This window comes from Mesorhizobium sp. Root102 (assembly GCF_001425625.1).
GTDB lineage: Bacteria > Pseudomonadota > Alphaproteobacteria > Rhizobiales > Rhizobiaceae > Mesorhizobium.
Genome location: NZ_LMCP01000001.1, coordinates 546,691 through 559,951, shown reverse-complemented (window position 1 = coordinate 559,951; position 13,261 = coordinate 546,691). Strand labels below are relative to the sequence as shown.

The following is a 13,261-nucleotide window of genomic DNA, read 5'->3' as shown; positions in this document are numbered from 1 at the left end:
AAATTCACTGGAGGGATGAGTCATGGACGACAGCGAAGACGAGCGTTATCGCGCGCCGGCGCTCGACAAGGGGCTCGATATCCTCGAACTGCTGGCGGGCGTTGATGGCGGTCTGACGCAGGCCGAAATCGCCAAGAAACTCGACCGCAGCCCCAACGAATTCTACCGCATGCTGGACCGGCTGGTGCGGCGCGGCTACGTCACCAGGCTCGACGGCGACCGCTATTCGCTGACGCTCAAGCTGTTCGGCCTGGCGCAGTTGCATGCTCCGGTGCGGCGGCTGGTTTCCTACGCCACGCCGCTGATGCGCGAACTGGCCGAGACTTCGCAGCAGGCCAACCAACTCGTTGTTTTTGATCGTGGTTCTGCCGTCGTCATCGGTCAGCAGGAGGCGCCGAACTATTGGGGCATATCGATCCGGGTCGGCTCGCACATCAGCCTGTTCGACACCGGGTCGGGGCACGTGCTGCTTGCCTTCCGCTCGCCGGAAGAGCGGCAGATGATGATATCGGAGCATGTCCGCAGCACCGACAAGACGGCGCAATCGGCCGAGTTCTTCACCCGTCTCGACCAGATCCGCGACCGCGGCTACGAGATGATGGCTTCGATGCAGACCGCCGGCGTCTTCAACCTCTCCGCCCCGGTGCGCAGTTCCGACGGCAAGGCGATCGCCGCGCTGTCGATTCCCTACATCACCGTCGTCAACGCGCCTTCGGCGCCCGACATCACAAGGACGATCGAACTGCTGCTGGTCACGGCTGGAAAGCTGTCGCACCTTGCCGGCTCCGCAGTCGGCTCATCGGCATAAATTCTTATTTGAATGAAGAATTCTTCCGTGAGATGATTTGAAAAGCCGGAGGAGAAGCCAGCCATGATAATCGACACCCATCTGCATCTCATCGATCGCTCGGCCCTGCGCTATCCCTGGCTCGCCGGTGTGCCCGCGCTCAATCGCGATTTCTCCTATGAGGACTACGCCGTGGAGGCGCAGCGTGTCGGCATCGAGCGCGTGCTGCATATGGAGGTCGATGTCGATCCGGCCGACATCGAGGCCGAAACCGTTCGGGTCGAGGGGCTGTCACGGCAGCCCGGCAGCATGCTGGCCGGAGTGATCGCGTCCTGCCGGCCCGAAGAGGCGGACTTTCCCGCCTATCTCGAAAGGCAGCGAGCAAACCCATTCGTCAAGGGCTTCCGCCGCGTCCTCCATGTGATGCCCGACGAGCTCTCGGACGGCGCCGTGTTTCGCGACAACATCAAGCGGCTTGGCGGCACCGGCCTGACCTTCGATCTCGTCGTGCTGCCGCACCAGATTCCCAAGGCGATCGCGCTTGCCGACCTGGCGCCCGACGTGCAGTTCGTCCTCGACCATTGCGGTGTGCCCGACATCAAGGGCAACAGCGAACATCCGTGGCGCGAACACATGAGCGAGATCGCGCGGCGCCCGAATGTGGTGGCCAAGATTTCCGGTGTCGTCGCCTATGCCGATGCCGGCAACTGGGCGGTTGAGACGCTGCGCCCTTACGTTGAGCACACAATCGGTGCGTTCGGCTGGGACCGCGTTGTCTGGGGCAGTGACTGGCCGGTCTGCACGCTTGGCGGCGGGCTGTCGACCTGGGTGGCGGCGACCCATGCGCTGCTTGTCGGTTGCAGCATTGCGGAGCGCGACAAGCTCCTGTCCGCGAATGCCCGCAAGCTGTGGCGGCTCGACTAGCCCAGTTGCGTCGCCGTCGCGTCAGATCGTCGTCGAGACGTGCCGTTCGCGGCCATAGAGCGAGACCAGCAGCACGATGATGACGCCGAGCGCGGCCTGCACCGCGGACGGCTGGAAACCGAGGCCGATCAGCAGCGTGTTGATCTCGGTCAGCACCAATACGCCGGCGATCGTACCGAGATAGCTGCCCCGGCCACCGACAAGTGCTGCGCCTCCTACGACGACCGCTGCGATGGTCTGGAACAGATAAGGCTGGCCGACATCGCCATAGGCCGAGCCGGTGAAACCGAGCAGCAGCACGCCTGCCACGGCGGCGAAGAAGGCGCTCGCCGCATAGGTGACGACCCACATGCGAACCGGATCGATCAGCGCCAGCGGTGCCGCGCCCGGATTGCTGCCCAGCGCGTAGAGCCGCCGACCATAGGGCGTCCGCTCAAGCACCAGCACGACGAGCGCCGCCAGCACGACCAGGCTTGGCACCAGCCACGGAACCGGCAGTGGCCCGGCCGATCCGCCGATCGACACGAAGCTGGAAACCGCTTGCGGCGCGGAGCCTGAGGGGAAGCCGGCTGTCCACAGCAGCACCAGCCCTTGCACGACCATGCCGATGCCGAGCGTGACGATCAGCGGCTGTATGTCGAGGCTGCGCGAGATCAGCCCGTTCAGCCCGCCGATGACGAGCGCCAGCACGCCGACGAGGCCGCAGACCAGGACAAAATTCCAGCCATCGCCATAGAGCTGCGCGGCCACGACATTGGCAAAGCCGATGACGAAAGGTATCGACAGGTCGATGCCACCCATGATGACGACCAGCGTCTGCCCGATCGAGGCCACGGCGAGCAGCGAAGCGAGCACAAGCATGGCGCGTATCGCAAACGGCGCCGAGTAGCCGGGAATGAGAACTGTGCCGGCGAGATGCAGAAGGGCAGCGACACAGAAGGCCCCGACGACGCGGGCGTTGGATGTGGCGAACAGGTTTCGGCGCAAAACCATGTCAGCGACCCCTCATGGAAAAACGTTCCTGAAGCGCGGTCAGCATCACGGCCAGCACCAGTATCGCGCCATAGGCGATCTGCAGCACGAAGGTCGAGACATTGAATGTCGTCAGCACGCTTTGCAGGAGGAAGATGTCGATGGCGCCAATGGCGGCACCGGCGACGCCGCCACGGCCGCCGGCCAGGCTGACGCCGCCAAGCGCGACGGCGGCGATGGCGATCAGCGTGTAGGTCGGCCCGATATTGGGGTCGGCGGAGCCGATGAGCGCGGTTAGCATCAGTCCGGCGCATCCGCTGAAGATGCCGGTCATGACATAGGCGATGAAGCGCACGCGCGTGACATCGACGCCGGCGGTGTAGGCGGCACGGTCGTCGCTGCCGACTGCCATCAGTTGGTCGTAGTAAGGGGTGCGCCGCACCAGCCACCAGGCAATGAACATCAATGCCAGCGGCAGCATCGACAGCGAGCCGGACAGTGCCTTGAGCCAGGCCGGCGCCGGGCCGATCGGCGCTGGCAGGATCGTCAGCGTCACACCGGTCAGGATCAGATAGGTGCCGAGCGTGGCGACGATCGGCTGGATGCGCACGATGGTCGCCAGAAAGCCGTTCGCGGCACCTACCAGCGCGCCGACGAGCAGCGCCGCCGGAACGAGCACCAGGGGCGATGAGATGCCGGCGCCGAGGAACAGCAACTGGATCGCAAAAGCGTTGACGAAGCCCATCAGCGGCCCGACCGAAATGTCGATACCGCCACGGCCAGCGAGGATGACAGGCGTGGAGGCGATGGCCGCGCCGATCAAGGGCGCAGCCAAGCCGACCAGTGCACCCCAGGAGCCCGGCTGGAACCGCCCCGGGCTGAGGATGAGATTGACCGCGAGCAGAATGACCAGCAGCACGACCGCGAAGCCGACGTTTCGCCCAAGGGACAGGAGACGCGCAACAGGGCTCATGCCGCACGTCCGAACATGGCTGATATGACGCTGTCAGTGGTGAGCAGGTCGCCGGCGATCTCGGCCGCGACCTCGTTTTCGCGGAACACCAGCACGCGATGGCACAGGAGAAGAATCTCCTCGATCTCGCTGGACAGGATGACGAGCCCCATACCGTCGGCGGCTAGCGCGCGAAAGACGTCGTAGAGAACGTGCCGCGTCGCCACGTCGACGCCGCGCGTAGGATCGTTGAGAAGCAGGATCGCGGGCTCCAGCGCCAGCGCGCGTGCCAGCAGCACCTTCTGCTGGTTGCCGCCCGACAGGGTGGTGATCGGCGCATCGGGCCGGGGGGCGACGATCGACAATTTTTCACGGTAGATATCGTAGCGCGCCTTGCGCGCCGCCGGGCTGATCAGCCCAAGCCGCGTATCGCGCGGCAGTGTCGAGACGGCGAAATTGTCGAGCACCGACTGCGTCGGAAAAATGCCGTTCGCACGCCGGTCGCGCGGCAGGTAGGCGATGCCGCTGGAGACGGCCTTGCGGAAGCCGGTGATCTTGCGAGGCTCACCGGGCAGGTCGAGTATGATCGAGCCCCCATGCGGCGGCTCCAGGCCAGCCAGCATCTTGAGGAACAGTTCCTGGCCGTGGCCGTCGAGGCCGGCAAGGCCGACGATCTCGCCCGGAGCGATCGCCTGCGTGATCGAGCTGGCGCCGGGCGCAATAATGAGGTCACGAACTGTGAGGGCAGCGCGATCAGCCATGCGCCAGCTCCGCCGCCGTGCGTGGCGCCATTGCCTTGAGAAGTTCCGCAGGTGTCGAGGCGCCGCGCTCTTCGGTGCGCACGACGCTGCCGCCACGCAGGATCGAGATGCGATCCGAAAGCGACATCACCTCATCCATGCGATGGGTGATGAACAGGATGAGGCAACCTTCGCCGGCCAGCGCGCGCATCAGGGAAAACACGGATTCGCGATCGGCGAAGTCGAGCGCGGCGGTGACCTCGTCGAGGATCAGGATTTTTGGATTGCGCACGATCGCACGAGCGAGAACGACAAGCTGTTGTGCTGCGAGCGGCAACAGGCCGGCTGGCATGTCGAGAGACACGTCGGTGACGGCGAAGCGTTTCAGCGCGGCGGCGGCCCGGTCGCGGCGCTCGTTGCGGGGAACGACGCGCTGGACCAGTCGGTCGAGGCCGAGCAGGATGTTGTCCATCACGCTGCGGTCCGGTGCGATCAGCACCTCCTGGAACACCGTGGCGAAGCCTTGCGCCTGGAACGCCGACGGGCTGGCGCAAAAAAACGGCTTGCCCTGCAGCAGGATCGCGCCGCTGTCCGGCTGGACGATGCCGGACAGGAGCTTGACCATGGTGCTTTTGCCCGAACCGTTCTCGCCCAGGATCGTGTGGATCGTCCCCGCCCGGAACGCGATCGACGCGTCCGCGAGCGCGACCGTCTCGCCGTAGCGTTTGGATATGTTTTTGATTTCAAGCATGTCGTGTTTCGATGCTGGCAAGCCGGCTCCGCGAAGGGAACCGGCTTGCTGAGAGGCTGGTTCGCGCAGGCGTCACTTTGCGCAGGGGTCTGGCACCTTCGAGTAATCCCATCCCTTGGTCGGCGCCGGGTTCGAGAAATAGGCATCGAGCCATTCCTCCGGCATCGGATCTTTTGGCGGGATCGGGAAGATCGAGACGGCATCGGTCGTCATGCAGTCCTTGTACCAGGCGCCGAGATCGGCGCTGTGCACCGGCGGGATCGGGATCAGCAGCGTGTTCAGCTTCGGCTTCTGGCCGTCGAGCATGCGCTCGCCGACGCGGAACAGCGTCTCGGCGGTCCAGTGCGGCAGCACCGCATGGCCTTCGAAGCGGTACTTGTCGGGGTTGGCCTTCCAGTAGCCCAGCGCATCGCCGGTGATCGAGCCGGTGATCAATGGCGCCGGCCGGCCGGCTTCAGCGAAGGCCTCGGCGACGACGCGGCTTTCGCTGCCGGTCGTCCACACCGCATCGATCGGCGCCGGATTGGTGGCGATCGCCTGCAGCACCACCGTCTTGGTGACGTTGGCCGTCCAGTTGCCGTTGACGTTGCGCGAGATCTTCAGCTTTGGATTTTCGGCCAGCGCCTTGTCCGCGCCCTGGCGCTCCTGCACCACGATCGGGTGACCGGCAATGCCTTCGACGAGCAGGATGCTGGCACCGTCCGGCTGCGCCTTGCCGATCGCCGTCATCATGTCATAGCCCCAGCGCGCATAGTTGGAATCGACATTGATCGCGTTCGGGCTGGTCACCGAACCGGCCGCGGTGATGAACGGAATGCCGGCCTTGGCGGCGGCATCAATGGCATCATCGAGTGCCGTCGCCGAGCCCGGGATCGAGGTGATGATCGAGCACTTCTTGTCGATAAAGGCGCGGATCTGGTTGATCTGCTGGCTGGCGTCGTTGTTGGAATCCGACACCTCGAAGCTGGACACCGTTCCGTCTGCGATCAGCCCGTCGACAAGGCGCTTCAGCTCCTTGGTCACCGTCACCCGCCATGGATTGCCCTGGTAGGATTCCGAGTGGCACCATTTCCACGGCTTCGGCGGCGCGGTGAAATTGTCCCAGGCCGAGGGCAGCACCTTCTGCGGCGCGCCGTCATACTGCGCCTTGAGTTCGGTCGGCAGCCCGCCGATGACCCCTTGCACATCCTGCGCAAAGGCGGTCGTTGCAAGCGAGGCAAGCGCCGTTGCGGCCAGCAGGCCGCGGATCATTCCTGTCATCTTGTTCTCCTCCGTTCGGTTTCGTTCAGGCTCCTCCACCGGCAGCGCCGGACACCTGCGTCGGAGAACTTTCCCGAAACAGGCGATTGAGATCGGCAACGACCTCGGCGGCTTTGTGCCGGGAGGTCATGCCGGAAAGGATGCGGTCGGACGCCGCCTGCTGAAACGCCATGTAGCCATCATGGCGTGGCCGCACCCATGCGCCTTCCAGCGTCGCGCGCGTATCCCGATAGAAATTGCCGGTCGCTTCATTGACGGTCTGGTCCTCCCAGGCCGCGGCATGGCCGGGCTGACCGCCGGCAGCGGCATAGGCGCCGCGCTGGACGTCGCCGCTCGCGGCCCAGTAGGCGAAATCGATCGCGGCATCTCTGGCCTTGGAAAAGGCTGATACGGCTATCCCGGTGCCGCCGAGCGCTGAGCCGATGGGGCCGCTATAGCCAACGACCGGGATGTCGGCGAACGCCAGCCGGTTCGCGCGAAAACCCGCCATTGCATAGGAAACGTAACCGTAGATCAGCGGTGCACAGACGATGCGGGAGCCAGCCTCCGCCATGCGCTCCGAGACGGCAATCGGATCCATCTCGAAACACGCAGGTTCGACCAGCGATGCGATCTCGCGCATCGTCTCCAACACTTCACTGCCGGCCTCAAGATCAATGAGATCGTGGGACGGATCGGTTGTGCAGGAATGCCCGAGATTGCCGGCAAGCGTGTAGAATACCATCAGCACATGAGGGGGGCGCAACGGCAGCAGCACGCCGCCTTGCCGGGCGAGATCGAGCACCTCGCTCCAGCGCGCCGGCGGCGCATCGAGCGCATCCGGCCGCCATGCCTGGACTTGGGCCGCCGCGTCGATAGGAAACGCCCATTGCCGTCCCTGCCATGTGTAGCTTGGATAGGACCGGCCGACACTGCCGGAACTGAGGGCAGCACGCTCCGCCTCGCGGCCGGCTATATCCAGCGGCTCGAGGCAGCGCTCAGCCGTGATCTGGCCGACATGCGGATGGTCGATGACGATCAGGTCATAGGCGCGCGCCAGCTCTTCGACCGGGAAGGATTCGAAATCCTGCAGCGAGCGCTTGTCCCATTCGATGGCAATACCGGTCTTCTGCTCCCAGAGAGAGGAGCAGGCGACCATCGGATCGTAGCCGCGCGGATGGCTCCAGGTCATGCCTTTGAGCTTGGGCGAACTCACAGGCCGAACTCCGCGCGGATTGCAGCACTGTGCTCGCCGATGCGCGGTGCCGCCCGATCGACCTTGGCTCTGACGCCATCGACCCTGAGCGGCGAACTGGTGGTGAGGATCGAGACATCGTCTTCGCGCGTCACCGTCTGCAGCATGTCGAGCGACTGGAAGCCCTCGCTTGCCAGCATCTCCGGCCAGGTCAGCACCTTGGCGCACCAGATGTCGGCGGGTTCGAGGATGGCAAGCCATTCGTCGATGGTCTTGGTGGCGATCCTCTGCGCGATGATCGCCTTGATGTCGTCGCGCGCCGTGAACCACGATGCGGGCTTGTCGCGATAGGGTGCCAGCGCGCTGAGCGACAGCAGATCGGCCAGCTTGGGGATCGGCGTCATGGCGATGGCGAGATAGCCGTCCTTGGCCGGGTAGACACCGTAAGGCGCCGACAGATAGGCATGCGCGCTGCGGAAGTTGGAGCGCTTGGGCAGGCGGCGGCCATCGTTGAGATGCGTCGTCAGCACCTCGAACTGGAAATCGACCAGTGCTTCCAGCAGGCTGGTCTCGATATGGCTGCCCTGGCTGGTAATGCCGCGCCGCACCAGTGCTGCCAGAATGCCTTGCGCGCAGGCCGCACCCGCCAGCATGTCGCCGATGGCAAGTCCGAACGGCACCGGCCCCTGGTCCTCGTCGCCATTCAGCCACATCACGCCGGAGCGCGACTGCGCCAGCAGGTCCTGGCCAGGGCGTTTGACCCAAGGACCGTCCTCGCCATAGCCGCTGATCGAGGCATAGACCAGCCGCGGATTGATCTTGCGGACCGCCCCATAGTCCAGGCCGAGCCGTTCGATGACGCCCGGCCGGAAATTCTGGATCAGCACGTCAGCCTTGGCCAGAAGGCCGCGCAGTACCGCAAGATCCGCCTCGTTCTTGAGGTCGATAGCGAGACTTTCCTTGGCCCGGTTGATGGCATGGAAGATGGTGGAATCGCCGCCGATCTCGGTGTCGCTGAGATAGAGCCGGCGCGACAGGTCGCCGCCATCCGGACGCTCGATCTTGATCACACGGGCGCCGAGATCGAGCAGCCTGAGTGAGCAATAGGGCCCGGACAAGAACTGGCTCATGTCGACGACGACGAGACCGGCGAGCGGCAATTCGGCTGCTGCCGGCATCTTCACTTCTCCGTCTTGCCGACGAAGTCGGCCGGGTTGCGGTACTTCACCGTCTGCAGATGCTCGCAATAGAGAACGAGCTCGCCCTCGCCCTTGAACACTTCATAGCTGGCACGGATCAGGCCCATCTCCTTGTAGCGGGGCTTCTTGTCGAGGTTGGAGCGGATCGAATAGATCGTATCGCCAATGAAGACAGGCTTTATGAAGCGGAGCTTGTCGTAGCCGTAGGAAAAGGCGTTGACGCAGTTGGTGGCGACCAGCCCCAGGCCGGCTGAAAAGACGAAGGCGCCGGCGATCAGTCGCTTGCCGAAAATACCTTCGCTTTCGGCAAACATCTGGTCCTGCACATAGGGGTGGATGTCCAGCACCAGCGTGTTGAACAAATGGCTGTCGCCTTCAGCCATGGTCCGTCGCAACGACCGGATTTTCTGGCCGACCGGCCAATCCTCGTAGAACCAGTTCTCGGCATTCCACACCGGCAGCGCGGCATGGTCCTCGGGCATGTCTTTTGGGTGCGTCGAGGCGACGCCGACGGTGGGCGCAAGATCGTTCATGGCCGACACCGCCAGCCCTGCGTGGAGCGCGTCTTAGCTGTCGGAGAACGCATCAAGGCGTCGAAATGCAAGACGTTTCCTCCCGTCAATCTTCTTTTGTAAATAGTATTTTCACATATGGGGTTGCGTTGCAAGCGTGAACAGGCGAAATTTTGGCTGGTCCCGCGCCCCGAAGCGGCGGCGGGGCAGGGGAGGAAATCATGCGTGCCTGTCTGGTCTTTGTCGGCAGCCTGAACCGGGAAGCGCCGTATTTTCAGGGCGCGCGGGGCGTCGGTCTCGGCGTCTACAGCTTTGACGAGACGACGCTGGAAACACGAAAACTGGCCGAGACCAATGAGGTCGACAACCCGACCTTCCTGTCGGTGACGCCGGACGGCTCGCATCTCTATGCCAATTCGGAAGTCTTCAACTGGCGCGAGGGCACCGTCTCCGCCTACAGCTTCGATCGAGCTTCGGGGACACTCATTTATCTGAACAAGCAGCCTTCGCTCGGCAGCATCACCGCCCATAACACCATCACCCGTGATGGCACGAAGCTGCTGGTCGCCAACTATGGCATGGGCGAGGGCGGCCCGGATCGAGCCGTGGCTGTCTATGGCTTCGACAAGAGTGGCGCGCTGTCGGCGCCGCTGGCCAGCGTTTCGCATTCCGGCACCGGCCCGAATGCGGCGCGGCAGGAGCGCTCGCATGCCCACAGCGTCACCGAAACCATTGCCGGTGGCATGGCCATCGTCGCCGACCTCGGCATCGATCGGCTGGTATCCTACCGTATCGGGCACGATGGCAGCCTGAGCAAATCAGCCGAATCCGCTTTGCCGCCGGGTGCCGGCCCGCGTCATCTTGCCTTGCATCCGAACGGTCGCTTCGTCTTTGTCATGAACGAGCTGGATTCGACCATCGTGTCGATGGCGCTGGACGAAGCCACCGGCAAGCTGTCGATCATCGATGCAAAGCCGGCGGTGCCGGCCGAGGCGCGCGACAGCAATCATTGCGCCGATATCCAGATCGCTTCGGACGGCCGTTTCGTCTACGGCTCCAACCGTGGCCACGACAGCGTGGTCATCATGGCGGTCGACCAGAACACCGGCGCGCTGAGCCTGGTCGGCTATGTCCCTTGCGGGGGTGCGACGCCGCGCAACCTGGCGCTGACGCCGTCAGGCGGCCATCTGTTCTCGGCCAACCAGAATGGCGACCGCATCTCGATCTTCGCGCGCGACGCCGACAGCGGCATGCTCACAGACACCGGGCGCGCCATCGAGATCGGCACGCCGATGTGCGTCAAGATCGCGCGTTGAACGACCGCAACTCCGCATCGAAGCCTCGGACATAACCGGCCGGGGCTCAAGCCTGTTGTATTGCCGAGAGCTTCCAGCTCGATCCATTCTCACGCACGAATGTCCACAGCTCAGTCGTCTCTGTCGGATGGTCCTCGTCGCCCGCGACGACTTTGCCACTGGCCCGTTCGCGCATCACGTCACGAGACTCGTAGCGCAATGCGGCCGTGGCGTAGTCGCGCTCATCCTCGCGCCAGCTTTCCGCGATGTCGGCCTGCAGCAAAGTAATGTCCGTTACCTCGTTCCTGAGACCTTTCTGGGCATTGTCTGCCAGCTCTTCCGACAGATAGGACACCATTTCGGGGGTCGTCGCCCGGCGCAGAGCGGCATGGTCTTCGCGCCCGAATGCTTCCTGGACATCGGTCAAAAGCTGCTGGAATGCGTCGAGGTCGGTCTGAGCCAGCGTGATCTCCTCAGAGCCGGTGGCCGGAGAGCCTCCGCCCGAACCGCCGCCGAAGCCGGGAATTGTGAAGGAGCCTGCAGTCTGCTGCTGTGCCGTTGCGCGGTTCTCAAATCGCGAAGCCTGGGCATTGCCGGCACCGGCGAGCGCCGGGGCAGGACCACGGGCCGATTGCGAGCGGAAGAACCTGATAGCCAGCATGATCGCACCACCGATGAGCAGCGCCTGAAGCAAGAAGCCGAACATGCCGGCGAGGCCGCCGAAGCCTTGGCCCACAAGCAGGCCGATCAGGCCGCCGAGCAGCAGACCGCGCATCATTGTTCCACCGAAGCCGCTCATGAAGCCGGGTCTCTGCAAGCCGGCCGGTTGCCGGGCCGCGTTGTTCACACCGGTGTTGGGCGTCATCGAACGCTCGACCGGAGCGGTCGGCGCTGGCGCGGTCCTGGTCGGCGGTGCCGATTGGAACGTACGCATGCCACGACTGCCGAAACTGCCGCCGCGACGAGCCTCGGCATGATCCATCGCGACCATCGAGAATGCCAGGAACAGTCCTGCAAAGAGGGCGGTAAATCGGCTTGTGCGAGTCATCATCGGGATGGACCTTATCCATGTGGTTTCGGAAATCTTCTGTAAACGCCCGCACGCGTATCGGGCGTCATGCGGTCAATCGAACAATTCTTCGAAGAATGATTTCTTGCGCTTCGGATAACGGTGGCCCTGCGAGCGGGAATAATCGTCATCGCGGCCCTGCCCATGTTGCGGCTGGGAGAATGCTGCCGGCTGCGGCGCGGGCGACGCCCCCCTGCCGGAACGCTCGATGATCTTGTCGAGTTCGCCTCGATCAAGCCAGACGCCGCGGCACTGCGGGCAGTAATCGATCTCGATACCCTGGCGTTCGCTCATCACGAGCGCGACGCGGCAGGAGGGGCAAACCAAACCAGGGAGGGAAGATGTCATATGGGGCTCCAAACCAAAGGAATGAGCCCGCTTGACCGAAAAGGATGGAAACGGGCCCGTTAAAGCGGTCCGACATCACAATCACCAGAAGCGATCGTCAGAGGGGCCCGGCCCGCACGAGACAGTTAGGAATGCGGAGCCGCGCCTTCAAGGGCGATCTTGCCGGCAAGAATGAATTGTTCGCCATCGCGGCTGGTGTCTGAAGACGAGGATGGTTGCTGCTTAAAGCGTCACCACGATCTTGCCGAACTGCTCGTTCGATTCCAGATAGCGATGCGCCTCGACGATCTGGTCGAACGCAAAGGTCCGGTCGATGATCGGCCTTAGGGTCCCGGTCTCAAGTCCTTCGAAGATGAACGCCTTGGCGGCCTCCAGTTTGGTCGGGTCGCTAGTGATCTCGTGGACGAGGTAGCCGCGCAGCGTCAGCCTCTTGGCCAGCACGGCTGACAGCGGGAACGGCGTCGGCTCGCGGCTGAGGCCGCCATATTCGATGAGGATGCCGCCACGCGACATCGCCGCTGTCAGGGACTCGAAGATCGGGCCGCCGATCGGATCGAACACGACGCGCACGCCTTCAGGCCCTGCGATCTCATTCAGCCGTGCCGTCAGACCCTCCTCAGCCAGGACCACGACTTCAGCCGCACCGGCGTCGAGCAGCGTCTGCTTCTTCGCCGAAGTCCGCGTCACCGCGATCGCGGTCGCGCCGACCCTGTTGGCGATCTGGATCGCGGCAAGCCCGACACTGCTCGATGCCGCGGTGATGACGACATGGTCTCCGCTGTGCAGCTTCGCGATGTCGATCAGGGCGCCATAGGCGGTGAGATACTGCATCCAGACGGCCGCCGCCGCTTGCCAATCAAGTGACGGGGGATTCCTCACGACGAGTCCGGCGGGATAGGTCGCAAGCTCGCCATAAGCCGGCCAGCGGATCATCGATTGCGGTGGGATGACACTGACGCTGTCGCCTGGCGCGAAATCCTCAACACCTTCGCCCACCGTCTCGATGACACCCGCCGCCTCGAGGCCAAGCCCCGAGGGCAGCTTCGGCGTCTCGATATAGGCGCCAGCACGCAGCAGCGCTTCGGCGCGATTGAGGCCGAGCGCCTTGACGCGGATTTGAACTTCGCCGGGACCCGGTCGGGGAACTTCGACATCCTCGATGCACAGAACCTCGGGGCCGCCATGCTGGTGAAAGCGAATCATGCGTGTCATTCGGGATACTCCAAATCATCTGAACCGAATGAGCTATGCAGCTGGGCTTTCCGGGGATAAATGGCA

Annotated in this window: 14 protein-coding genes; 3 read left to right on the top strand and 11 right to left on the bottom strand. The window is 63.9% G+C overall.

Going from position 1 to position 13,261, the window contains the following annotated elements; translation table 11 throughout:
• The first annotated feature begins 22 nt into the window (after positions 1 to 22).
• Together ASD12_RS02620 and ASD12_RS02615 are read left to right on the top strand one after the other, a co-directional pair.
• A complete protein-coding gene (locus ASD12_RS02620; protein ID WP_056581718.1) occupies positions 23 to 808 on the top strand; it encodes an IclR family transcriptional regulator in 786 nt (261 codons plus the stop codon).
• A 63-nt stretch (positions 809 to 871) separates the two neighbouring features.
• Complete coding sequence (locus ASD12_RS02615; protein ID WP_056581712.1) at positions 872 to 1,711, top strand: amidohydrolase; 840 nt, start codon at positions 872 to 874, stop codon at positions 1,709 to 1,711.
• Positions 1,712 to 1,732: 21 nt separating this feature from the next.
• Here the strand turns inward: ASD12_RS02615 and ASD12_RS02610 are convergent, their stop codons facing one another.
• The 8 genes from ASD12_RS02610 to ASD12_RS02575 form a co-directional block, all read right to left on the bottom strand.
• Positions 1,733 to 2,704: an ABC transporter permease gene (locus ASD12_RS02610; RefSeq protein WP_056581709.1), complete on the bottom strand. Its 972-nt coding sequence runs from the start codon at positions 2,702 to 2,704 to the stop codon at positions 1,733 to 1,735.
• Position 2,705: 1 nt separating this feature from the next.
• Positions 2,706 to 3,656 (bottom strand): ABC transporter permease, encoded by a 951-nt coding sequence (locus tag ASD12_RS02605; protein WP_056581704.1) that lies wholly within the window; start codon positions 3,654 to 3,656, stop codon positions 2,706 to 2,708.
• Entirely contained in the window at positions 3,653 to 4,396 is a 744-nt protein-coding gene (locus ASD12_RS02600; protein WP_056581697.1) for an ATP-binding cassette domain-containing protein, read from the bottom strand. The genes ASD12_RS02605 and ASD12_RS02600 overlap by 4 nt, the downstream gene beginning before the upstream one ends.
• Positions 4,389 to 5,126 (bottom strand): ATP-binding cassette domain-containing protein, encoded by a 738-nt coding sequence (locus ASD12_RS02595; protein ID WP_056581694.1) that lies wholly within the window; start codon positions 5,124 to 5,126, stop codon positions 4,389 to 4,391. Before ASD12_RS02595 ends, ASD12_RS02600 begins: the two co-directional genes overlap by 8 nt.
• A 72-nt stretch (positions 5,127 to 5,198) precedes the next feature.
• Positions 5,199 to 6,386, bottom strand: coding sequence for an ABC transporter substrate-binding protein (locus tag ASD12_RS02590; RefSeq protein ID WP_056581691.1), 1,188 nt, complete (start codon positions 6,384 to 6,386; stop codon positions 5,199 to 5,201).
• Positions 6,387 to 6,411: 25 nt separating this feature from the next.
• Complete coding sequence (locus tag ASD12_RS02585) at positions 6,412 to 7,557, bottom strand: extracellular solute-binding protein (RefSeq protein WP_200953680.1); 1,146 nt, start codon at positions 7,555 to 7,557, stop codon at positions 6,412 to 6,414.
• Between the two features lie 20 nt (positions 7,558 to 7,577).
• The gene (locus ASD12_RS02580) at positions 7,578 to 8,738 is read right to left on the bottom strand and encodes a CaiB/BaiF CoA-transferase family protein (RefSeq protein WP_056581684.1); all 1,161 of its coding nucleotides are present in this window, start codon (positions 8,736 to 8,738) and stop codon (positions 7,578 to 7,580) included.
• Positions 8,739 to 8,740: 2 nt separating this feature from the next.
• Positions 8,741 to 9,292, bottom strand: a complete 552-nt coding sequence (locus tag ASD12_RS02575) for a MaoC family dehydratase (RefSeq protein ID WP_056581681.1) — start codon at positions 9,290 to 9,292, stop codon at positions 8,741 to 8,743.
• 197 nt (positions 9,293 to 9,489) lie between these two features.
• Between ASD12_RS02575 and ASD12_RS02570 the strand changes: the two genes are divergently transcribed.
• Positions 9,490 to 10,587 (top strand): lactonase family protein, encoded by a 1,098-nt coding sequence (locus tag ASD12_RS02570; protein ID WP_156388988.1) that lies wholly within the window; start codon positions 9,490 to 9,492, stop codon positions 10,585 to 10,587.
• A gap of 46 nt (positions 10,588 to 10,633) precedes the next feature.
• Here ASD12_RS02570 and ASD12_RS02565 read toward each other — a convergent pair whose 3' ends face one another.
• From ASD12_RS02565 to ASD12_RS02555, 3 genes are all read right to left on the bottom strand, one after another.
• Positions 10,634 to 11,617, bottom strand: coding sequence for a Tim44 domain-containing protein (locus ASD12_RS02565; RefSeq protein ID WP_056581675.1), 984 nt, complete (start codon positions 11,615 to 11,617; stop codon positions 10,634 to 10,636).
• Between the two features lie 72 nt (positions 11,618 to 11,689).
• Complete coding sequence (locus ASD12_RS02560; protein WP_056581674.1) at positions 11,690 to 11,983, bottom strand: zf-TFIIB domain-containing protein; 294 nt, start codon at positions 11,981 to 11,983, stop codon at positions 11,690 to 11,692.
• A 222-nt stretch (positions 11,984 to 12,205) separates the two neighbouring features.
• Positions 12,206 to 13,195, bottom strand: coding sequence for a zinc-dependent alcohol dehydrogenase family protein (locus tag ASD12_RS02555; protein ID WP_056581672.1), 990 nt, complete (start codon positions 13,193 to 13,195; stop codon positions 12,206 to 12,208).
• Positions 13,196 to 13,261: the final 66 nt, after the last annotated feature.

Excerpts from the sequence above, each read along its gene's own strand:
- ASD12_RS02620 (WP_056581718.1), top strand. The coding sequence starts at position 23 with ATGGACGACAGCGAAGACGAGCGTTATCGCGCGCCGGCGCTCGACAAG.
- ASD12_RS02580 (WP_056581684.1), bottom strand. The coding sequence starts at position 8,738 with ATGCCGGCAGCAGCCGAATTGCCGCTCGCCGGTCTCGTCGTCGTCGAC.
- ASD12_RS02605 (WP_056581704.1), bottom strand. The coding sequence starts at position 3,656 with ATGAGCCCTGTTGCGCGTCTCCTGTCCCTTGGGCGAAACGTCGGCTTC.
- ASD12_RS02590 (WP_056581691.1), bottom strand. The coding sequence starts at position 6,386 with ATGACAGGAATGATCCGCGGCCTGCTGGCCGCAACGGCGCTTGCCTCG.
- ASD12_RS02560 (WP_056581674.1), bottom strand. The coding sequence starts at position 11,983 with ATGACATCTTCCCTCCCTGGTTTGGTTTGCCCCTCCTGCCGCGTCGCG.
- ASD12_RS02595 (WP_056581694.1), bottom strand. The coding sequence starts at position 5,126 with ATGCTTGAAATCAAAAACATATCCAAACGCTACGGCGAGACGGTCGCG.
- ASD12_RS02600 (WP_056581697.1), bottom strand. The coding sequence starts at position 4,396 with ATGGCTGATCGCGCTGCCCTCACAGTTCGTGACCTCATTATTGCGCCC.
- ASD12_RS02610 (WP_056581709.1), bottom strand. The coding sequence starts at position 2,704 with ATGGTTTTGCGCCGAAACCTGTTCGCCACATCCAACGCCCGCGTCGTC.
- ASD12_RS02555 (WP_056581672.1), bottom strand. The coding sequence starts at position 13,195 with ATGACACGCATGATTCGCTTTCACCAGCATGGCGGCCCCGAGGTTCTG.
- ASD12_RS02615 (WP_056581712.1), top strand. The coding sequence starts at position 872 with ATGATAATCGACACCCATCTGCATCTCATCGATCGCTCGGCCCTGCGC.
- ASD12_RS02565 (WP_056581675.1), bottom strand. The coding sequence starts at position 11,617 with ATGATGACTCGCACAAGCCGATTTACCGCCCTCTTTGCAGGACTGTTC.
- ASD12_RS02575 (WP_056581681.1), bottom strand. The coding sequence starts at position 9,292 with ATGAACGATCTTGCGCCCACCGTCGGCGTCGCCTCGACGCACCCAAAA.
- ASD12_RS02585 (WP_200953680.1), bottom strand. The coding sequence starts at position 7,557 with ATGACCTGGAGCCATCCGCGCGGCTACGATCCGATGGTCGCCTGCTCC.